The sequence below is a fragment of the Isoptericola sp. NPDC055881 genome (assembly GCF_053615895.1).
On record NZ_JBSHCR010000010.1, the window covers coordinates 1 to 20,280 of the forward strand.

Consider the following 20,280-nt stretch of genomic DNA (forward strand, 5'->3'; position numbering starts at 1 on the left):
GACTTGATCCTCAAACCGGCGGTTTGAGGATCAAGTCAGCACGCTCGACGCCCGTCAGGGGGTGAGCTCGCGGACGACGGAGTCGGCGAGCAGGCGGCCCTGGCGGGTGAGCACGACGCGGCCGCGCACGGCCTCGACCCCGTCGAGCAGGCCGCGCGCCACGAGTCCGGCGACCGCCGCCCGGCGCGACGGGTCCAGCGCGTCGACGTCCAGGCCCTCGCGCACGCGCACGCCGAGCAGCACCCGCTCGAGCTGGGCCTCGGCGGTCGTGAGCAGCTCTCGCCCGGCGCCCGGGGACGAACCGTCCTCCAGGAGCGCCGCGTACCGACGAGGGTGCTTGACGTTCCACCAGCGCACGCCGGCGTGCTCGCCGTCGTCCGCGCCGGCCACGTAGGAGTGCGCCCCGGGACCGACGCCCCACCAGTCGTCGCCGCGCCAGTACGCCTGGTTGTGCCGGCACGCGTGCTCGGGCCCGCGCGCCCAGTTGCTCACCTCGTACCAGCCGAGGCCTGCCTCGGTGAGGAGGTCGTCGGCCAGCTCGTACTTCGCCGCCTGATCGTCCTCGTCGGGCAGGGCGACCTCGCCCCGCCGCACCTGGGCGTGCATCTTCGTCCCGGGCTCCACCACGAGCGCGTACGCCGACACGTGGTCGACGCCGGTGGCCAGCACGGCCTCCAGCGACGTCCGCCAGTCGTCGAGGGACTCCCCGGGCGTGCCGTAGATGAGGTCGAGGGAGACGTCCAGGCCTGCGTCACGGGCCCAGCGCACGACGTCGGGCACGCGCCGCGGGTCGTGGGTGCGCTCCAGCGTGGCCAGCACGTGCGGCACGGCCGACTGCATCCCGAACGAGACCCGGGTGAAGCCTGCGTCGGCGAGCACCTGCAGCGACTCGGGGGTGACCGAGTCCGGGTTCGCCTCGGTGGTCACCTCCGCGTCGTCGGCCAGCCCCCACGCGTCGTCCACGCCGCGCAGCACCCGCGCCAGGTCGGCGGCAGGCAGCATGGTGGGCGTGCCGCCGCCGAAGAAGACGGTGGAGACGGGACGGCCGCCCAGCCCCGCGTCGTCGAGCACGCGGGCGGCCAGAGCGACCTCCCGCAGCGCCGTCGTCGCGTACGCCGCCTGGTTGGCGCCGCCGCCGAGCTCGGCCGCCGTGTACGTGTTGAAGTCGCAGTACCCGCACCGGACCGTGCAGAACGGCACGTGCACGTACACGCCGAACGGCCGGGCACCGGCCGCCCCGGCCGGCGCGCGCACCCACTCGGGCAGGGCGCCGTCGGCCGGCACGGGGACGCCGTCAGGCAGAGCGGGCACTACTTCTTCTTGTCCTTGGCGTCCTTGCCGCCGCCGCCGTCGGAGGAGAGCGCGGCGATGAAGGCGTCCTTCGGGACCTCGACGGACCCGATGTTCTTCATGCGCTTCTTGCCCTCCTTCTGCTTCTCGAGCAGCTTGCGCTTGCGGCTGATGTCGCCGCCGTAGCACTTGGCGAGGACGTCCTTGCGCATCGCGCGCACGGTCTCCCGGGCGATGACGCGGGCTCCGACCGCGGCCTGGATCGGCACCTCGAACTGCTGGCGCGGGATGATCTCCTTGAGCTTCGCCGTCATCATGACGCCGTAGTCGTACGCCTTGTCCTTGTGCACGATGGCGCTGAACGCGTCCACCTGCTCGCCCTGGAGCAGGATGTCGACCTTCACGAGGTCGGCGGCCTGGTCGCCCGAGGGCTCGTAGTCCAGCGACGCGTAGCCGCGGGTGCGGGACTTGAGGTGGTCGAAGAAGTCGAACACGATCTCGGCGAGGGGAAGCGTGAAGCGCAGCTCCACGCGGTCCTCCGAGAGATAGTCCATGCCGAGCATCTGGCCGCGCCGGTCGTTGCACAGGCCCATGACGGTGCCCACGAACTCGCTCGGCGCGAGGATGGTCGCGCGCACCACGGGCTCGCGGACCTCCTTGATCTTGCCGCCCGGGAACTCGGACGGGTTGGTCACCTTCACCTCGGTGCCGTCGTCGAGCGTGACGTCGTAGACGACGTTCGGCGCGGTGGAGATGAGGTCCAGGTCGAACTCGCGCTCGAGCCGCTCGCGCACGATCTCCAGGTGCAGCAGGCCGAGGAACCCGACGCGGAAGCCGAAGCCCAGCGCTACCGACGTCTCCGGCTCGTAGTTGAGCGCGGCGTCGTTGAGCTTGAGCTTGTCGAGGGCGTCGCGCAGGGCCGGGTAGTCGGTGCCGTCCACCGGGTACAGGCCCGAGAACACCATCGGCTTGGGGTCGCTGTACCCGCCGAGCGCCGTCCCGGCCGGCTTGGCCATGTTGGTGACCGTGTCGCCGACCTTCGACTGGCGCACGTCCTTCACACCGGTGATGAGGTAACCGACCTCGCCCGGGCCCAGGCCCTTCGTGGGGATCGGCTCCGGCGAGATGACGCCGATCTCGAGCAGCTCGTGCGTCGCGCGCGTCGACATCATCGCGATGCGCTCGCGCGGGTTGAGGTTGCCGTCCACGACGCGCACGTAGGTGACGACGCCGCGGTAGGTGTCGTAGACCGAGTCGAAGATCATCGCGCGGGCCGGGGCGTCGGCGTCGCCGACCGGCGCCGGGATCCGCTCCACGATGCGGTCGAGCAGGGCCTCGACTCCCGCTCCCGTCTTGCCCGAGACCTTGAGCACGTCCGCCGGGTCGCCGCCGACGAGGTTCGCGAGCTCCTCCGCGTACTTCTCCGGCTGCGCGGCGGGCAGGTCGATCTTGTTGAGGACCGGGATGATCTCGAGGTCGTTCTCCATCGCCAGGTACAGGTTGGCGAGCGTCTGGGCCTCGATGCCCTGAGCGGCGTCCACGAGCAGGACGGCGCCCTCGCACGCCGCGAGGGAACGGGACACCTCGTAGGTGAAGTCCACGTGGCCCGGCGTGTCGATCATGTTGAGGGCGAACGGCTCGTCGGCCACCTGCCACGGCATGCGCACGGCCTGCGACTTGATCGTGATGCCACGCTCGCGCTCGATGTCCATGCGGTCGAGGTACTGCGCCCGCATCGCCCGGGGCTCCACGACGCCGGTCAGCTGCAGCATGCGGTCGGCGAGGGTCGACTTGCCGTGGTCGATGTGCGCGATGATGCAGAAGTTGCGGATGAGCTCCGGCGCAGTGGCGTTCGGCTCGATGCGCGCACGCAGCGCGGGTCCGGGGATGGGCAACGCGATCTCGCTCCGTCAGGGTCTCTGGGTGGGTGCCGTCGGTGGTGGCGAGGCCCGGCCATTGTCCCACGACCCCGCCCCGTGCCGTCCGGCCCCCGCGACGTCGCGCGCGCCGGCGCCGCGACCCACCCGCGTGCGGGCATCCCGCGTCGCTGCCTACGGTCGGGGAACACCCGGCAAGACGACGTGAGGAGCCCTGACATGGCCGACCAGACCGACCTGACCGGCAAGCGCGTGCTGGCGATCGCGACGAGCTACGGCGTCGAGCAGGACGAGCTGGTGGTCCCGCTCGAGCACCTGCGCGGCGCGGGAGCCGAGGTCGTCGTCGCCTCGGACGAGGCGGGCGAGGTGCGCACCCTCGTCGGCGACAAGGACCCCGGACGCACCGTGCCCGCCGACACCGGCCTCCAGGACGTCGACGGCGCGTCGTTCGACCTCCTGCTCGTCCCCGGCGGCACGCTGAACGCCGACGCCCTGCGCCTGCAGGACCGCGCCGTCGAGCTCGTCCGCGAGTTCGCGACGTCCGGACGTCCCGTCGCGGCGATCTGCCACGGCCCGTGGGCGCTGGTCGAGGCCGACCTCGTGCGCGGCGCGACGCTCACCTCGTACCCCTCGCTGGCCACGGACGTCCGCAACGCCGGGGGCACCTGGGTGGACCGCGCCGTCGTGCACGACGACGGCGCCGGGTTCCCGCTGGTGACCTCGCGCACGCCCGACGACCTGGACGACTTCCTCGGCCAGGTCGACGCCGTCCTCACCGCCTGACCTGCGAGGGCGCTAGCCTCGGCGCATGCGCGAGCCCACCGCAGCCCCGTCCCGTCCCGACGTCGACCCGCGGACCGGGCGTCGCACCGACCGCGGGCCCGAGCCGGACCGGCTCGCGCTGCTCGCCACGCTCCAGCACGAGTTCGCCGCGGCCGTCGCCGACGCCGACCTCGACGCCCGCGTCCCGGCGTGCGGCGACTGGCGGGCGCGCGACCTGGTCCTCCACCTCGCCGGGGTGCACCACTGGGCGGCCGGGATGGCGGTGGGCGACCCGACCCGGTCGGAGGAGCTGCCCGAGCCCGCGGGCGGGGCGCCCGGGCTCGCCGCCCTCTACCGCCGGCACGCGACCGCCCTGCGCGCCACGCTCGACGCCGCAGGACCGGACGGCGCGGCGCGGACCTTGCTCGGCGACGGACCCGCGTCGTTCTGGTGGCGGCGGCAGGTGCACGAGACGCTCGTGCACCTGCACGACCTGCACGCAGCCCGCGCCGGCTCGGCGACGGCCGCCCTCGGCGACGTCGCGGTCGAGGCCACCGTGTGGGGGGACGCCGTCGACGAGGTGATCACGATGTTCCAGCCCCGGCAGGTGCACCTGGGGCGGATGGCACCGCCCGCCGACGCCGTGCGCGTCGAGGCGACCGACCTCGGCTGGTCGTGGCTGCTCGGCGCCCCCGAGGCTGACGCCACCGCGGCCGTGCGCGGGCCCGCGCACCGGCTCGCCCTGCTCCTGTGGGGGCGCCTGACGGCCGAGGAGGCCGGCATCGTCGTCGACGGCGACGCAGCCGCCGCGCGGCGGCTGCTGGACGCACCGCTCGTTCCCTGACGGCCAGACCTGGCCGGACCTGGCCGGACCACAGCAGGGACGCGGCCCGGCGCCTGCCACGCGGGGACACCGGAGACGACGGCGGTCCCCCGCCCCGGATTCGCTCTCGGACGAGCCGCACGTAGGCTGTCGGCCGTGGCGAACCGATGGCTGAACCTGCTGGTGGACGTGCTGCGCTCGGCGACACGGTCGTCCTCTCGAGGGTCGTCCCGCACGACCACGAAGCCCCGCTCCCAGCACGCGGCCCCGACCTCCCCGCACCCCGGGGGCGCGGGCTACCCCGGCGACTACTCCGGCCCTGTGAAGACCGTGTACGCGCCGCGGCCGGACGGCGACCCGGACCCGGGTGAGGTCGTGTGGACCTGGGTGCCCTTCGAGGAGGACCACGCGCGGGGCAAGGACCGGCCGGTGCTGCTGGTCGGCCGCGACGGGCCGTGGCTGCTCGGCCTGCAGCTCACCAGCAAGGACCACGACCGCGACGCGGCCCAGGAGGCGCGGTACGGGCGGCTGTGGATGGACGTCGGCACCGGTGCCTGGGACTCGCAGGGTCGCCCGAGCGAGGTCCGACTGAACCGGGTGATCCGGGTGGACCCCGGGGCCGTACGCCGCGAGGGCGCGGTCCTGGACCGTCGGACGTTCGACGAGGTCGCCCGGGCGATGGCGCGAGCGCGTCGCTGACGACCGCTGGATGCTCGACCTGGCGCCCCGCGGTGCGGAACGCCACACACTCCGGCGGTTCTCCCGCCGAGGAGCCCTCTGCTATCGTTGATGTTTGCGTGTCCGCCCAGGTCGGCGGGCACCGCCGCAGTTCCTCTCCACGGGTTCCCCACCCCAGTCCCGGAGCTGTGGCCGCCCTCTACGACCTATCCGCTCGCCGGCAGGCGAACACACCAGGAAGTCCACACGTGGCCAACATCAAGTCCCAGATCAAGCGCATCAAGACGAACGAGAAGGCGCGCCAGCGCAACAAGGCCGTCAAGTCTGAGCTGAAGACCTACGTGCGCAAGGTGCGCGAGGCCGTCGCCGCGGGCGACAAGGAGGCCGCTGCCACCGCGCTGCAGGCTGCCTCGCGCAAGCTCGACAAGGCTGTCTCGAAGGGCGTCATCCACGCCAACCAGGCCGCGAACCGCAAGTCGGCCATCGCGAAGTCCGTCGAGGCTCTCTGAGTCGTCGCGCTCGGCCCGTCTGACGGCGGGCCGGCAAGACTTCGAAGGGCGTCGCACCTCCGGGTGCGGCGCCCTTCGCGCGTCCCGGCCGACGTTGTGGGCGGGCTGTTGGCCCTCGAAACGGCGGGACGAGGGCCAACAGCCCGCTCACAGCACAGCGGGCGGTCAGCCCCGGCGGGAGCCGGCGATGGTCAGCACGGCCTTCTCGACCGCGTAGACCGGGTCGCGCCCGCCGCCCTTGACGTCGGCATCGGCCTGCGCGACAGCACCGATGGCGGTGGCCAGCCCTTCGGGCGTCCAGCGGGACAGGTCTCGCTGGGCGTTGCGCACCTGCCAGTCCTGCAGCCCCAGCTCGCGTGCCGTGACGGCACCGCCGCGGATCGCCGCGACCCGTGCGAGCGTCCGGAGCCGCAGGGCCAGGGCTGCGACGATCGGCACGGGGTCGGCGCCCGTGGCCAGGGCGTGCCGCAGGAGCGCGACGGCGCCGCCGGCGTCGCCCGCCACCGCGGCGTCCGCCACCTTGAAGCCCGTGGCCTCGACCCGGCCGCCGTAGTAGCGGTCGACGACGGTCTCGCTGATGGTGCCGGTCGTGTCGGCCACGAGCTGGGAGCACGCCGAGGCGAGCTCGCGCAGGTCGCTGCCGAGAGCGTCGACCAGCGCGCGGACCGCGGCAGCGTCCGCCCGGCGACGCGCCGCCCGGAACTCGGCAGTCACGAACTGGACCTTCTCGGCGTCCTTGGTGATCGGGTCGCACTCCAGCACCGGCGCGCCGCTGGCGATGATCGCGTCCAGCATCTTCTTGCCGCGCTGCCCGCCGCCGTGCACCACCACGACGACCGTCTCCGGGTCGGGTGACGCGACGTAGGCGACCACGTCGGCGACGAGGTCCTCGGTGGCCGCCTCGGCGCCCCGCACGACGACCACGCTCGGTTCGCCGAAGAGCGACGGGCTGGCCGCGACGGCGAGCTGCCCGGCCGCGTAGGTACCGCCCTCGAGCTCCGCCTTCTCCGTGGTCGCTTCACGCTCGCGCGCGAGCCCGACCACGCCGTCGACCGCGCGCTCGGCGAGGAGCCCCTCGGGTCCGCGCACCAGCAGCACGGGCGCGAGGGTCGGCTCGTCCCACGGCCGGCTGTTTGCTGCCGAGGTGCGGCCACCTCGTCGCGGGGGGCGGGACTGGCGGGAGGTCGAGGCGGCGGGCACGCCCCCAGCCTGCCACGAACCGCCGACGCGGCCGCCACCGCGCTACCCGCAGGCCAGCCCGATCTCGTCCCCCCGTGAGACCAGCGCAGCGGTGCCGCACTCGTCCGTGCGCACCAGCGCCGACCCGACCGAGCCGTACAGCTCGAGGGCGTCGTCCGTGGGGTGCCCGTACGTGTTGCCGGCCCCGACGCTCACGAGCGTGACCCGCGGGGACAGGAGTCGGGCGAGCGCCCTCGACTGCGACCGCGAACCGTGGTGGGCCATCTTCACCACGTCGACGTCGGCCGCGCGGCCGGTCCCCACGAGCGTGCGGGCCAGCGACTCCTGTCCCGGCTCCTCCAGGTCGCCGAGCGCCACCACGTCGAGCCCCGAAGCCGTCCGCAGCTCCAGCGCGACGCTGGCGTCGTTCGCCCCGTCCGCCTCGCCGCTGCCCGTCCGGCCGTAAGGCGCGCGCTCACCTCGGCCGTCGGCGCTGCCGCCGGCCGCGGCGAGCACCTGCCAGGCGACCTGGCCGGCGGTCCCTGTGTCGCCCGCGGCGGCCGTGCGGACGGGCACCCGCGCGGCCGCGAGCTCCGCGCGCACCGCGGCGGCCTGCGCGGCGGGCGCGTCGAGACGTGAGACCAGGGCGGACGTCACCGTGCGGCCGCGCAGCACCCCGGCCAGCCCGCCCACGTGGTCGGCGTGGAAGTGGCTGAGCACCAGGAGGTCGACGGTGGTGACGCCCAGCCGGTCGAGGCAGCGGCCGGCGTCGGTTCCGTCCGGTCCGGCGTCGACGACCACCGCGGCCGCCGGGCCCGAGCGCACCACGAGCGAGTCGCCCTGACCGACGTCGCACGCGACCACCTGCCAGTCCGGCGGCGCCCGGTGCCCCGCGGCGACGAGCCGCGGCACGGTCAGGACGAGTGCGGCGAGCAGTGCGAGCCCGGCCAGCCCCGCCAGCCCCGCGACGGCGGACGCGCGACCCCTGCCGTGGCGCTCCATCGCTCGCCGGACCCTTCTCCGGACCCCTCGTCGCATCCGCCGCACCGTGCGCGGTGCCGCCTCCCGCCACTCCCGTCGCCAGCCCTCCCCAGGCGGGCGACGCAGCACGAGGGCCAGTCCCGTGGCCGTCAGGAGCGCCAGGGCCGCGGCACCCAGGAGCCCGCCAGGCCAGGGCAGGCGCGCCCCGGGGACGGCGGCGAACGTCGTGGCCACCGTGGCGATCCATCCCGTGGCGACCCCCGCCAGCCAGGCCACCGCGGAGGCCAGCCCGGGCACCCACGGCGCAAGGAGGGTCGCGACCAGGCCGAGCACCGTCGCCGGGACCAGCGCGGGGGTCGCCAGCAGGTTGGCCGGGACCGAGAGGAGCGGCACGTGCGGGTCGATCAGGAGCAGCACCGGGCCGCACGCAGCCTGCGCGGCCCACGGCACCGCGAGGGCGAACGCGAGCGGACGACCCGTCCACGGCGCGAGCCGGCGCGCGAGCGGGCCGGCGAGCAGCACGAGCCCGGCCGTCGCCGCGCACGACAGGACGAACCCGTAGGAGCGCGCCATCCACGGGTCCACGACGAGCAGCACCGTCGCGGCCGCCGCGAGCGCCGGGGCGCCCGACGAGGGCCGCCCGAGCGCGACCCCGAGCAGGGCCGCGGCACACGTCCAGGCGGCGCGCAGCACGCTGGGCTCCGGACGCACGAGCAGCACGAACGCAGCGGCGACGAGCGCCACGACCGCGACCCGCACGCCGCGTGGAGCCCGCACCAGCGCGCACAGGAGGGTGAGCGTGGCGACGACGATCGCGAAGTGGCCGCCGGACACCGCGGTGATGTGGGTGAGGCTCGTGGCGCGCATGGCCTGGTCGACGTCGTCCGGCACGCGGGTCGTGTCACCCACCGCGACGCCGGGGACCAGCCCGCGTGCCTGCGGTGACAGGGACGCGGTGACGTCCAGCAGCGCCGACCGCAGGACATGGGTGGTCCGTAGCACCGCGTGCGGCGGCGCCCGCTCGACGACCGGCCCCGCCGCGGCGAGCCGGGCGAGCGGGCCGTCGCCCGCCGGCAGGGACCGCAGCACGCCGGCCACCGCGACGGTGGCCCCGTACCGCGGCGCCGGGCCGTCGGAGGTGACCTCGACGAGTCCGGTGGCGTCGGAGCCCGTGCCCCGTGCAGAGATCTCCCGCACGGAGACCTCCCACCGGGTCCCGGTGCCGAACGTCGCTGGCCTCCCCTCCGACGCGACCCGGCCCACCAGCTCCGCGCGGGCCCCCTGGGCGGCGAGCTCCCGCAGGGGGAGCTGTCGGGCGGTCTGGACGTGCGCGCTCAGGGCGACGGCAGCGAGGCAGACCAGCAGGAGGACAGCCTGGGTTCCGACGGATCGGACCGCCCGCGGCGGGCGTGTCCGCGACACCGCCCGTGCGAGCGTCGCGCCCACACCCACTCCCACGCCCACGGAGGCAAGGAGCGCGCCGGCGGAGACGGCCTGCGCCCAGGGGGCCGCGGGGCCCGTGCACGCCCAGGCCGCTCCCCAGGCGACCAGCGCTGCCGGCACCAGACGCAGGTCCACGCGCCGGGGAGGAGCCACCGGCGCCGCCATCGGCATGTGGCTTGCGAGGCCGGCCGCGCCTCCTGGCTCCAGGGGGTCGAGCGTCGCCGACCGCGTCACAGGGTCACCAGGTCGCGGACCTGGCCGAGGACGGAGGGCCCGATGCCCGACACCTCGTCCAGCTCGTCGACGCTGGTGAACGGACCGTTCTCGTCCCGCCAGGTGACGATCCGCCCGGCGAGCGCGGGCCCGATCCCGGGCAGCTCCTCCAGCTCCACGGCGGTCGCGGTGTTGAGGGAGACGGGACCGCCCGCGCCGTTGCCGTCGGCACGGCTGAGGTCGCCGGTGCCGCCCCGGGTGCCCGCGCCGGCATCGGTGGGCACGACCTGCTCCCCCGGCTGCGGCACCCGGATCTGCTCACCGTCGACCACGGCGCGGGCCAGGTTGAGCGCCCCCGGGTCCGCGCGCCGGGTCGTGCCGCCCGCCGCAGCGACGGCGTCCGCCACGCGGGCTCCCGCCGGCACCGTGACGAGGCCGGGCTCGCGCACCTCACCCACGACGTGCACCACGACGGTCCCCGTGCCCGTGCCGCCCGCCGTCGTCTCGGCGCCCCGGTCCTCGCCGTCGACCGGTGTGACCGCCCCGGACGGCTCCGTGCCAGGTGCGGCGGAGGGGGCGGGGGTCGCGACGGCGCCGGGGCTCGCTGTCCCGACTGCTCCACGGTCGTCTCCGGCGAGGGTGACGACGTCGTCGGGCTGCATCATCGCCAGGGCGGCGACGACCGCGGCCACGACGAGCACCCCCACCGAGGCCACCACGGCGGCACGCAGGCCGAGCGACCATCGACGCCTGCCACCGCCGTGGTCGGTGTGGTCGTCGAGCTGCGGGTGCCCGTGCGCGGCGGCGTACGCGGCGGCCACGTGCCGGGCCGACCGCCGTGCTCGGAGGCGGGCACCGAGCTCGTCCCCGTCGGCCGGCCCGTCGTCGTCGGGCAGCGGTTCCCCGCCGTCGGGCTCCCACCGGGGACCCGCCGCCTGACCCGGAACGACCCGGTCCCTGGCGCTCTCGACGGAGGGGGCGCGCTCCGGTCCGGGCGGTCCGGTGGCCGCTCCGGGCGGTTCGCGGACAGCGCGCCAGGCCCGCAGGCGCGCTGCAGCGTCGTCCAGGGCCGCGGACGGTCCGGCGGTGGGCGGCCGGCGGTCCGGGGCGCCCGGGGTGGCGGGCCCGGTCTCGGTGGCTGCGGGGTCGGGAGGGAGCGTCGTGGTCACGCGCCGACGCTAGGTTCGCACCCTCTCGCGGTGGGGTGCCATGGCGGCTCCTGTGGACGACGCCGGCCTGGGGGCAGTGTCCTCAGCGCACGGCGCCGTGATCGTGTCCGCCGAGCTCGGCGACGACCACGGCGAGCGCCCCCGGCCCGGCGTGCGCGCCGAGCACGGCGCTCACGGGCGTCACGACCGGCTCGGCCCCGCTGCCGGCACGCAGCCGCTCGGCGAGGTCTGCGGCCCGGTCCGGCACGCCCAGGTGGTGCACGGCGACCCCTGGCTGCTCGCACGCCTCGGCAGCGTGCAGGGCGAGGTCGACCAGCCGGTCCAGCGCGGCCCGCCGCGTGCGCACCCGGTGCGCCATCTCGAGCCGCCCGTCACGGACGGTGAGGATCGGCCGCACGCCCAGCGCGGTGCCCAGAGCCGCGGCGGGAGCCGACAGGCGGCCACCGCGGCGCAGGTGGTCCAGCGAGTCGACGAGGAAGATCGTGGTGCTGGACGCCGCGACCTGCCGCGCTCGGGCGGCGACCGCCACGGCGTCGTGACCTGCGGCTGCGCACCGGGCGGCCTCCTGCGCGGCAAAGCCCAGGGCCATCGCCACCGTCCGGGAGTCGATCGCCTGGACGGGGAGCATGCTGCGCTGCCCGGCGGCGGCCGCCACCCGCACGGTGCCGGACAGGTCACCGGACAGGTGCACCCCGACCACGGCACGCGCACCGTCTGCGGCGAGCTCCCGGTAGGCGGCGGCGAACTCCCCCGGCGAGGGCTGCGAGGTGCTGAGGCGCTCTCCCCGCGCGATCCGGGCGGCGACCTCCTCCGGCGTGATGTCCACGCCCTCGCGCCACGACTCCTCCCCCGCGACGACACGGAGCGGGACGACGACGGGCGCGTCAACGCCGGCCGTGCCGGCGGGAAGGCAGGCCGTCGAGTCGGTGACGACGCGGACGGCGGGCGGGTCGATGAGCATCGGCGGGAGTCTACCGACGCCGCCCGGGCGCACCGGGCGGCGTCGGAGCGATCACTCGTGCTCGTGGTCCCCGTGCTCACCGTGCTGCCCCGGCGCCTCCGCACCGCCCGGGACACCGCTGAGCTCGTTCGGCACGACGTCCAGGGTCGTCGACCGCCACACGGTGCGGGTCTCGACGTCGACGGCGTGCACCGTCCGCGTGGCCGGGTCGGTCACGTAGACCGAGCCGTCGAGCGCGAGCACGGCTGGGCGCGGCTCCTGCCACTGCGCGGGCTCCTCCCAGGGGTCGATCACCGGGATCGACGCCTGGAGCGTGCCGTCGTCGGGGTCGATGACGTGCAACGCACCGTCCGTGCCGAGCACCAGCGCCTCGCCGTCGACGCCCCGGGCGAGGGACCGGAAGGTGTAGCTGGCGGGCAGGTCGACCAGCGACAGCGTGCCGGTGCGGGTGTCGACGAGGGAGACGCGGGTGGGTTCCTCGAGCTCGGCGTCCGGGTCCACCTTGTAGTCCCCGAGCACGACCGGCGACGCCTCGGAGCCTGCCTGGTTGCCGATGCGGCCGTAGTCGTCGGGCGCGTCGACCTTGGTGAGCGTGCCGTCCGCGTACACGAGCACCCCGTCCTCGCAGCCGAGGACGACGGCCTCGTCCGCCGCGACCGCCTCGCCGTGGACGCCGGGGCACGCGTCGCTCGCCGCCACCTCGTGACCGTCCGCGTCCAGGACGCGCACGCCCGACCGTGACTCCTCGGTGCCCTCGGTGACGACCAGCGTGTCGTCGGCGAGCGCCACGGCGACGCCGTGGTGCGCGGACGGCGTGGTGAGCTCTCGCACCGGGGCGTCACCCGCGGCCACGTGCGCGGAGTCCAGTACCGTCACCTGCCCGGTCCCGTCGTCGAACAGCGCGGTACGGCCGTCGTGGACGACGACGTGCCCCGGTTCTGCGGCGGGGTAGGTGACCTCGGTGAGGCGCGGCTCCGCGCGCCAGTAGTGGTGATGGTCGCCGTGGGCCTCCCCCCAGGCGCCGAGGTCGAGCGCGCGGAACCCGCCGGTCGTGGAGGCGAGCAGGTGCCGCCCGTCCCCGGCAGGGTTGAGTCGGGTGAAGCCCTCGAGCGGCAGGTCGGCCACCTGGTCGAGCGTCTGCGCGTCCAGGACGACGACGCCGCCGTCGTACGTGAGGGCCAGGCGCGGCGTCGGTGCCGCCGCCTCGGTGGCCTGCGCCGTCGTCTCCGCGGTGGAGGCGGTGGAGGCGGCAGGGTCGGCCGCGGGCTCGGCCGTGCCGCAGGCGGCGAGCGCCGCCGGGACGGACAGGGCGACGCCGAGCGCCGGCAGGCGGCGGGCGCGACGCGGGGCGCGCGGCGGGCGGGTGGGGGAAGGCATGGGTGTCTCCAGGATCGACAGAGGGACCGCATTTGAGAATGCTTCTCAGGTGCGCGTTCAGTGAAGCAGATGTGAGAACGGTTCTCAACTGTTGTGTCCGGACTCTCGACGCTCGCCGCGCACCTCGTCGGGCCCCGCGCTAGCGTGCGGCGCATGGCCGAGGGGACACCGCCCACCGAGGACGCCGGGCTGGCCGCGCTCCGGGCCGCCGCGGCCCAGGCAGCGGCCGAGGCCGCGGAGGCCAGGGCTGCCGCCGCGCAAGCCGCCCTCGAGGCGGCCGAGGCCGCGCACAGGACCGCGCCGCCGTCGCTCACCGACGACCCGGCGCCCGAGGCGAAGGCACCCGAGGCGAAGGCACCCGCGGACGCGCCCGACGCCGCGCCCACGACCGAGCTGCCGGCCGCGCAGGCCGCGGCACCACCGGGATATGCGGACGAGGTGCGCGCGGGCTATGCGTCGCAGGGCGCCACGCTCGCGCTCGGGGCGCTCCTGACGGGACCGCTCGGCGGCGACCCGACCCCCGACCCGACGGTCCAGGTGGGCTTTCCCCTGGCGACCCTCAACCGGCACGGCCTCGTCGCCGGCGCCACGGGCACCGGCAAGACCAAGACCCTCCAGGGGATGGCCGAGGGACTCTCGGCCCAGGGCGTCCCGGTGTTCCTGGCGGACGTCAAGGGCGACCTGTCCGGCCTCGCCGTCGCCGGCCGGGACGACCCGAAGGTCGCGGCGCGGGCGGCGAGCATCGGGCAGGGCTGGGCCCCGACGTCGTACCCGGTGGAGCTCTACTCCCTCGGCGGCCTGGGTACCGGCGTCCCGATCCGCACCACCGTCACCGACTTCGGACCCCTGCTGCTGAGCAAGGTGCTCGGCCTCAACGCCACGCAGTCCTCCAGCCTGGAGCTGATCTTCCACTGGGCGGACGCACAGCAGCTCGCGCTGCTCGACCTCAAGGACCTGCAGTCGACGGTCGCCTACCTGACCTCCGACGAGGGCAGGCACGAGCTCAAGGGCATCGGTGGCGTGTCCGCCGCGACGGCCGGGGTCATCCTGCGCGAGATCGTCGGGCTGCAGGCCCAGGGCGGCGACGTGTTCTTCGGCGAGCCCGCGTTCGACACCGCCGACCTGCTGCGCACCGCGCCGGACGGACGCGGTCTGATCTCGGCGCTGGAGCTCCCGGGGGTGCAGGACCGGCCCGCCCTGTTCTCCACGTTCCTCATGTGGCTGCTCGCCGAGCTGTTCCAGGAGCTCCCGGAGGTGGGCGACCCCGACAAGCCGCGGCTCGTGTTCTTCTTCGACGAGGCGCACCTGCTGTTCACCGACGCCTCCAAGGACTTCCGGCAGCAGGTGGTCCAGACGGTGCGGCTGATCCGCAGCAAGGGCGTGGGCGTCTTCTTCGTGACCCAGTCCCCCAAGGACGTTCCCGCCGACGTGCTGGCCCAGCTCGGCAACCGCGTCCAGCACGCGCTGCGCGCGTTCACCCCCGACGACGCCACGGCGCTGCGGGCCGCGGCCAGGACCTTCCCCAGGTCGCCGTACGACCTCGAGAGGCTGCTGCAGTCGCTGGGCACCGGGGAGGCCGTCGTCACCCTGCTCGACGAGAAGGGCGCCCCCACCCCTGTGGCATGGACCCGGGTCCGGGCTCCGCAGGCGTCCATGGACCCCGCCCCCCAGCAGGTGCTCGACGCCGTGGTGGCGGCGTCGCCCGGCCAGGCCCGCTACGGCGCGGCCGTGGACCGCGAGTCCGCGTACGAGCTGCTGCAGGCACGCGCCGCGCAGGACGCCGCGATCCGGGAGGCTGCCCAGCGCGCCGCCGAGCTGGAGAAGGAGGCGGCGCAGGCGCGCCGGCAGGACGGCGCGGGCTCCCGCAGGACCCGGCCGTCCGGCACCACGGAGCGGGGTTCCCGCAGTCCCGTGGACGCCATCCTCACGACCGTCGGCACGACGTTGGCACGGGAGATCACCCGCACCGTCCTCGGCACGCGCCGGCGGCGCTGACCGCGGCCCGACCTGTCGTCACCCGACCGGGTCGCCCGGTCGCCGCTGCCCCGTCAGTCGGTCGTCAGCGGCGCCGCGTGCCAGATGCGGCTCAGGTAGTCACGCATCGAGCGGTCGGATGAGAAGAACCCCGAGCGCGCCACGTTGAGCACGGCCGACCTGCTCCACGCGTCCGGGTCGGCGTACGCCCGCTCCACCCGCTCCTGGGCGTCGAGGTAGGCCTGGTAGTCCGCGAGCACCATGAACCGGTCCTCGTTGAGCAGGTTGGACACGACGGGCTCGAAGACGGACGCGTCACCCCCGGAGAACGTGCCCCGCGCGACGAGGTCGAGCGCGCGCCGCAACGAGGCGTTCTCCTCGTAGTAGGCCGACGGGCGGTAGCCGGCCTCCGCCATGGCGCTCGCCTCCGGCTCCGTGAGGCCGAACAGGAAGAAGTTCTCGTCGCCCACGAGCTGCCGGATCTCGACGTTCGCGCCGTCGTCGGTGCCGATGGTCAGGGCGCCGTTGAGGGCGAACTTCATGTTGCCCGTCCCGGACGCCTCCTTGCCTGCCAGCGAGATCTGCTCCGACAGGTCGGCCGCCGGGATGAGGGTCTCGGCGACGGTGACGTTGTAGTTCGCCGGGAACGCGACGCGCAGCACCGTCGAGACGTCGGGGTGCGCGTTGACGACCGCCCCGACGTGGTTGATCAGCGCGATGATCTCCTTGGCCATCACGTAGCCCGGCGCGGCCTTCGCGCCGAACACGACCGTGCGCGGCGTGACGTCCTGCACGGCCAGCTCCCCGGACGTGATCCGGTCGTAGAGCGTCACGACGTGCAGCAGCTTGAGGAGCTGGCGCTTGTACTCGTGCAGGCGCTTGACCATGACGTCGAGCATCGTGGCCGGGTCGATGTCGATGCCGTCGCGGGCCGCGAGCAACGACACCAGCCGATCCTTGTTCGCCGCCTTCACCTCGCGGAACCGACGGCGGAACTCGGCGTCGTCGGCGAGCGGCTCGAGCTCCCGCAGCCGGTCGAGGTCGGTGACCCAGCCGTCGCCGATCGCCTCGGTGACCAGCGCCGACAGCCCCGGGTTGGCGAGCTTGAGGAAGCGTCGCGGCGTGACGCCGTTCGTGACGTTCGTGAACTTCTCCGGCCAGAACGCGGCGAAGTCGGCGAGCACCTTGTCGCGCAGCAGCTGCGAGTGCAGCTCGGCCACGCCGTTGACCTTCGCACCTCCGACGGTCGCGAGGTACGCCATCCGCACCGACCGCTCGGGGTGCTCCGCGATGATCGACATGCGCCGCACCAGGAGCTCGTCGCCGCCGGAGCGCTCGCGCACCTGCGCCAGGAACTCCTCGTTGATCCGGTAGATGATCTCCAGGTGGCGAGGCAGCAGCCGCCCCACCAGCTCCACCGGCCACACCTCCAGGGCCTCGGGCAGCAGCGTGTGGCACGTGTACGCGAAGCAGCGCTGCGTCACCTGCCAGGCGTCGTCCCACTCGAAGCCGCGCTCGTCCACGAGGATCCGCATGAGCTCGGGGATCGCGATCACCGGGTGGGTGTCGTTGAGCTGGAAGACGATGCGGTCGGGCAGGTCGTGCAGGTCGAAGCCCGGCGGGAGCAGCTGGTCGAGGAAGTCGCGGATCGAGCACGCGACGAAGAAGTACTGCTGCTGCAGCCGCAGCTCCTTGCCCTGCGGCGTGGAGTCCTCCGGGTACAGCACCTTGGAGATGTTCTCCGCGAACGTCTGCGAGCGGACCGCCTCGGCATAGTCGCCGTAGTTGAAGATCTTGAGGTCGAACGCGTGCGTCGCCCGGGCGCTCCACAGCCGCAGCGTGTTGACCCGCCCGTTCCGGTAGCCCGGCACCATGTAGTTGTAGGGGACGCCGAGCACCTGCCACCCCGGCACCCACCGGGAGCGCTCGCGGCCGCCGTCGTCCGTGTACTTCTCGGTGTGCCCGCCGAACCCGACGGTGACCTCGTGCTCGGGGTGCGCGAACTCCCACGGCGCGCCGTTGTCGAGCCAGTTGTCCGGCTCCTCCACCTGACGTCCGTCGGTGAAGGTCTGCCGGAAGATGCCGTACTCGTACCGGATGCCGTACCCGATCGCCGGCACGCTCATCGTCGCGAGGGAGTCGACGAAGCACGCGGCGAGGCGACCCAGGCCGCCGTTGCCGAGGCCAGGCTCGACCTCGACCGCGCGCAGCTCGTCGAGGTCGATGCCGAGGCTCGCGAGCGCCTCGACGGCGACCTCCTCCAGCCCCGTCGCGATGAGCGCGTTGTCGAGCTGACGCCCCAGGAGGTACTCCGCCGACAGGTAGGCCACCGCCTTGGTCTGGGTGCGGTACTGGCTCACCGTGGTCTGCATCCACCGGGACATCAGATAGTGCCGCACCGTGCGCGCGAGGGCGAGGTACTGGTCGTTGGGCGTGGCCCGCTCCAGGATCGTGCCCTGCGAGAAGTTCAGCTCGCGCAGGTACTCGCGCACGAACCCCTCGACGGTCGGCTCCGGGCTGGTGATCAGAGGCGTGGTCTCGGTCACGTCATGACCCTACACACGGGCCCGGCCGCCGTCCCCGCGTGGGACGACGGCCGGGCCGCACGGCAGGCCTTCCGGACGGCTCAGGCCCGGGCAGGCTGCGCCGCGCCGGCGACCGGGGCGGGCGTGGGGGCCGTGCCGACCTGGGCGGCGGCCGACGCCGCCCGGCGGTCGCGCGCGCCCCGGGTCCGGAAGAGCACGCCCGTCAGCAGCGCGCCGCACAGGAAGATCCCGGCCGACCAGGTGAAGGCGAGGTCGTAGCTCTGCACCGCGGCCTGGGCCACGACGGCGGGCGTGGTCGGGAGGTGGTCGGCGACGTACGTCGTCGCGGCGGTCGCCGCGAGCGTGTTGAGCACGGCCGTCCCGACCGCGCCGCCCACCTGCTGGGACGTCGAGACCATCGCCGACGCCACGCCCGCGTACGGCCCCTGGACACCGCTCGTCGCCGTCTGGATCGACGGCGGCATCACGCTGCCCATGCCGATGCCGAGGAGCACGAGCCCCGGCAGGACACCGAAGGCGTACGTGCTGTCGACGTCGAGGCGCGAGAGCCAGGCCATCGCGACCGCGCCGCTCGCGAGGCCGGCGGGGACCAGCACCTTGGCACCCAGGCGGGGCAGGGTGAGGTTGGTGGCGACCTGGGCAGCGGCGATCGTCGCCACCACCATCGGCAGGAACGCCACGCCGGTGCGCATCGGGTCGTAGCCCATCGTCGCCTGCAGGTAGTACGTCAGGAACAGGGAGACGCCGAACATGCCCACTCCGGCGACGAAGATGCCGACGTACGACCCTGCGCGGTCGCGGTCGCGGACGATGGACAGCGGCAGCAGCGGCTGCGCCGTGCGTCCCTGCCAGCGGGCGAACGCCACCAGGAGCACGGCGGAGGCGACGAGCGGGCCCCACGTCCAGGGCGAGTCCCAGCCCTGGGGCTCCGCCTGGGAGAAGCCGTACACCAGGAGGAACAGTCCGCCCGAGCCGAGGACGACACCGGGGACGTCGAGCCGCTGGCGGCGGACCTGCTCGTGGCGAGGCAGCAGGACGAGCCCTGCGACGACGGCGATCGCCGCGAAGACGAGGTTGACGTAGAGGTTCCAGCGCCAGTCGAAGTTCTGGGTGAGGAAGCCGCCGAGCAGCAGGCCGACCGCTCCGCCCACGCCGGCGATCGCGCCGAAGACGCCGAACGCCCGACCGCGCTCGGCCGGCTCGGTGAAGGTGGTGGTCAGGAGCGAGAGGGCGGACGGGGCGAGGACGGCGGCGAAGACGCCTTGGAGCGCGCGGGCGGCCACGAGCATCTCGAAGCTCTGGGCCGCACCACCGAGCGCGGACGCGACGGCGAAGCCGACGAGCCCCACGAGGAACGTGCGCCGACGCCCGAGCAGGTCCGAGAGCCTGCCACCGAGGAGCAGCAGGCTGCCGAACGCGAGGGCGTAGGCGGTGACGACCCACTGGCGGTCGTTGTCGCTGAAGCCGAGCTCGGCCTGGGCGGAGGGCATGGCGATGTTCACGATGGTCGCGTCGAGCACGACCATGAGCTGTGCGATGGCGACCGTGGCCAGGACCAGCCAACGGCGAGGATCCGTGGCGGCGCGCGAGGGCGCCGGAGGGGTGGTCATGAAGGGTGCTCCCGAGGGGACGGAGGGACCCGGCCGCCGGACGTGCCGGCGCGGGTACGATCGACCCTAAGCGGTACTCAGCAGTTTCGAAACCGCTGAGTATCGAAATACTCCGACAGTTCACCCAGAGCGAACACCCGCCCGGGAGGCGAGCCGGAGGCCGAGGAACGGACGGAAGGACCACCATGAAGGCCGCCGACGACGTCGTCGACGACGCACCGACCGCTCCCGTCGTGCGCGGCGGGCGACCCCGCGACGCGTCCCGCGACGTCGCGATCCTCGACGCCGCCCGGGAGCTCCTCGCCGAGGTCGGCTACGAGGGCATGACGATGGACGCCGTCGCCGGGCGCGCGGGAGCGAGCAAGGCCACGCTCTACCGCCGTTGGACGACCAAGTCGGACCTCGCCGTCGACGCCGTGACCTGCGGGCTGGGGAACGACCTGGACCCCGCGGACGTCCCGGACACCGGCTCGCTCGAGGGCGACCTGCGGGCGCTCGAGCAGCTGCGGCGCGCCCGCAAGAACGCGGCCACCGACCGCCTGATCCCCGGCCTGATGGCGGAGGTCCGTCGCGACCCGGAGATCGCCCAGCAGTTCCACGCGAGCTTCGTGCGGCCGAAGGTCCAGCAGATGCGAGCGCTCCTCGAGCGCGCCCGCGACCGCGGGGAGGTGCCGGCCGACCGCGACCTCGACCTGGTGAGCACGGTGGTCCCGGCGCTCGTCTCCTACCGCAAGGTCGTCGAGGGCGCCGAGATCGACCCCGCCTACGTGGACCGGCTCCTCCTGGAGGTGCTGGTCCCGCTGGCTACCGCCCCGTCGACGTCCCGCTCGCTGCCCGAGCCGGGCTGATCCGAGGTCGGACGACCTGCCGCTCGGTGCGGGGCCGCGG

Annotated in this window: 15 protein-coding genes; 6 read left to right on the top strand and 9 right to left on the bottom strand. The window is 74.4% G+C overall.

All coding sequences use genetic code 11. The features are described 5' to 3' along the window. Positions 1 to 54 precede the first annotated feature (54 nt). Positions 55 to 1,311 carry a radical SAM family heme chaperone HemW gene (gene hemW, locus ACWGKI_RS04950; protein ID WP_452185143.1) on the bottom strand — a complete coding sequence of 419 codons (1,257 nt, stop codon included), beginning with the start codon at positions 1,309 to 1,311 and terminating at the stop codon, positions 55 to 57. Beyond that, complete coding sequence (gene lepA / locus ACWGKI_RS04955; protein ID WP_380245320.1) at positions 1,311 to 3,185, bottom strand: translation elongation factor 4; 1,875 nt, start codon at positions 3,183 to 3,185, stop codon at positions 1,311 to 1,313. The genes hemW and lepA overlap by 1 nt, the downstream gene beginning before the upstream one ends. A 201-nt stretch (positions 3,186 to 3,386) precedes the next feature. Here lepA and ACWGKI_RS04960 point away from each other — a divergent pair, with 201 nt between their 5' ends. The 4 genes from ACWGKI_RS04960 to rpsT all read left to right on the top strand — a co-directional run bounded on the left by ACWGKI_RS04960 (position 3,387) and on the right by rpsT (position 5,939). Continuing rightward, entirely contained in the window at positions 3,387 to 3,950 is a 564-nt protein-coding gene (locus ACWGKI_RS04960; RefSeq protein WP_452185146.1) for a type 1 glutamine amidotransferase domain-containing protein, read from the top strand. Between the two features lie 25 nt (positions 3,951 to 3,975). After that, complete coding sequence (locus ACWGKI_RS04965) at positions 3,976 to 4,773, top strand: maleylpyruvate isomerase N-terminal domain-containing protein (RefSeq protein WP_452185148.1); 798 nt, start codon at positions 3,976 to 3,978, stop codon at positions 4,771 to 4,773. 135 nt (positions 4,774 to 4,908) lie between these two features. Further along, on the top strand, positions 4,909 to 5,451 hold the full coding sequence (locus tag ACWGKI_RS04970) for a type II toxin-antitoxin system PemK/MazF family toxin (protein ID WP_452185150.1): 543 nt from the start codon (positions 4,909 to 4,911) through the stop codon (positions 5,449 to 5,451). Between the two features lie 227 nt (positions 5,452 to 5,678). Then, complete coding sequence (gene rpsT / locus ACWGKI_RS04975; protein WP_380245324.1) at positions 5,679 to 5,939, top strand: 30S ribosomal protein S20; 261 nt, start codon at positions 5,679 to 5,681, stop codon at positions 5,937 to 5,939. 165 nt (positions 5,940 to 6,104) lie between these two features. Here the strand turns inward: rpsT and holA are convergent, their stop codons facing one another. The 5 genes from holA to aztD form a co-directional block, all read right to left on the bottom strand. Beyond that, on the bottom strand, positions 6,105 to 7,139 hold the full coding sequence (gene holA, locus ACWGKI_RS04980; protein WP_452185152.1) for a DNA polymerase III subunit delta: 1,035 nt from the start codon (positions 7,137 to 7,139) through the stop codon (positions 6,105 to 6,107). A 42-nt stretch (positions 7,140 to 7,181) separates the two neighbouring features. After that, complete coding sequence (locus tag ACWGKI_RS04985) at positions 7,182 to 9,695, bottom strand: ComEC/Rec2 family competence protein (protein WP_452185154.1); 2,514 nt, start codon at positions 9,693 to 9,695, stop codon at positions 7,182 to 7,184. A gap of 77 nt (positions 9,696 to 9,772) precedes the next feature. Then, a complete protein-coding gene (locus ACWGKI_RS04990) occupies positions 9,773 to 10,924 on the bottom strand; it encodes a ComEA family DNA-binding protein (RefSeq protein ID WP_452185156.1) in 1,152 nt (383 codons plus the stop codon). 82 nt (positions 10,925 to 11,006) lie between these two features. Next, on the bottom strand, positions 11,007 to 11,885 hold the full coding sequence (locus ACWGKI_RS04995; protein ID WP_380241923.1) for a DegV family protein: 879 nt from the start codon (positions 11,883 to 11,885) through the stop codon (positions 11,007 to 11,009). A gap of 51 nt (positions 11,886 to 11,936) precedes the next feature. Beyond that, positions 11,937 to 13,262 (bottom strand): zinc metallochaperone AztD, encoded by a 1,326-nt coding sequence (gene aztD, locus ACWGKI_RS05000; RefSeq protein ID WP_452185158.1) that lies wholly within the window; start codon positions 13,260 to 13,262, stop codon positions 11,937 to 11,939. Positions 13,263 to 13,415: 153 nt separating this feature from the next. Here aztD and ACWGKI_RS05005 point away from each other — a divergent pair, with 153 nt between their 5' ends. Continuing rightward, a complete protein-coding gene (locus ACWGKI_RS05005) occupies positions 13,416 to 15,257 on the top strand; it encodes a helicase HerA-like domain-containing protein (RefSeq protein WP_452185160.1) in 1,842 nt (613 codons plus the stop codon). Between the two features lie 53 nt (positions 15,258 to 15,310). Here ACWGKI_RS05005 and ACWGKI_RS05010 read toward each other — a convergent pair whose 3' ends face one another. Both ACWGKI_RS05010 and ACWGKI_RS05015 read right to left on the bottom strand, forming a co-directional pair. After that, positions 15,311 to 17,782 (bottom strand): glycogen/starch/alpha-glucan phosphorylase, encoded by a 2,472-nt coding sequence (locus tag ACWGKI_RS05010; protein WP_452185162.1) that lies wholly within the window; start codon positions 17,780 to 17,782, stop codon positions 15,311 to 15,313. Positions 17,783 to 17,862: 80 nt separating this feature from the next. Beyond that, positions 17,863 to 19,392 carry an MFS transporter gene (locus ACWGKI_RS05015; protein WP_452185164.1) on the bottom strand — a complete coding sequence of 510 codons (1,530 nt, stop codon included), beginning with the start codon at positions 19,390 to 19,392 and terminating at the stop codon, positions 17,863 to 17,865. 185 nt (positions 19,393 to 19,577) lie between these two features. Between ACWGKI_RS05015 and ACWGKI_RS05020 the strand changes: the two genes are divergently transcribed. Next, entirely contained in the window at positions 19,578 to 20,240 is a 663-nt protein-coding gene (locus ACWGKI_RS05020; protein ID WP_452185166.1) for a TetR/AcrR family transcriptional regulator, read from the top strand. Positions 20,241 to 20,280 lie beyond the last annotated feature (40 nt).

Bases quoted from the DNA above. Each gene is read 5' to 3' on its own strand.
- ACWGKI_RS04965 (WP_452185148.1), top strand. From the start codon at position 3,976: ATGCGCGAGCCCACCGCAGCCCCGTCCCGTCCCGACGTCGACCCGCGG.
- ACWGKI_RS04995 (WP_380241923.1), bottom strand. From the start codon at position 11,885: ATGCTCATCGACCCGCCCGCCGTCCGCGTCGTCACCGACTCGACGGCC.
- ACWGKI_RS04960 (WP_452185146.1), top strand. From the start codon at position 3,387: ATGGCCGACCAGACCGACCTGACCGGCAAGCGCGTGCTGGCGATCGCG.
- ACWGKI_RS05015 (WP_452185164.1), bottom strand. From the start codon at position 19,392: ATGACCACCCCTCCGGCGCCCTCGCGCGCCGCCACGGATCCTCGCCGT.
- ACWGKI_RS05020 (WP_452185166.1), top strand. From the start codon at position 19,578: ATGAAGGCCGCCGACGACGTCGTCGACGACGCACCGACCGCTCCCGTC.
- aztD (WP_452185158.1), bottom strand. From the start codon at position 13,262: ATGCCTTCCCCCACCCGCCCGCCGCGCGCCCCGCGTCGCGCCCGCCGC.
- ACWGKI_RS05005 (WP_452185160.1), top strand. From the start codon at position 13,416: ATGGCCGAGGGGACACCGCCCACCGAGGACGCCGGGCTGGCCGCGCTC.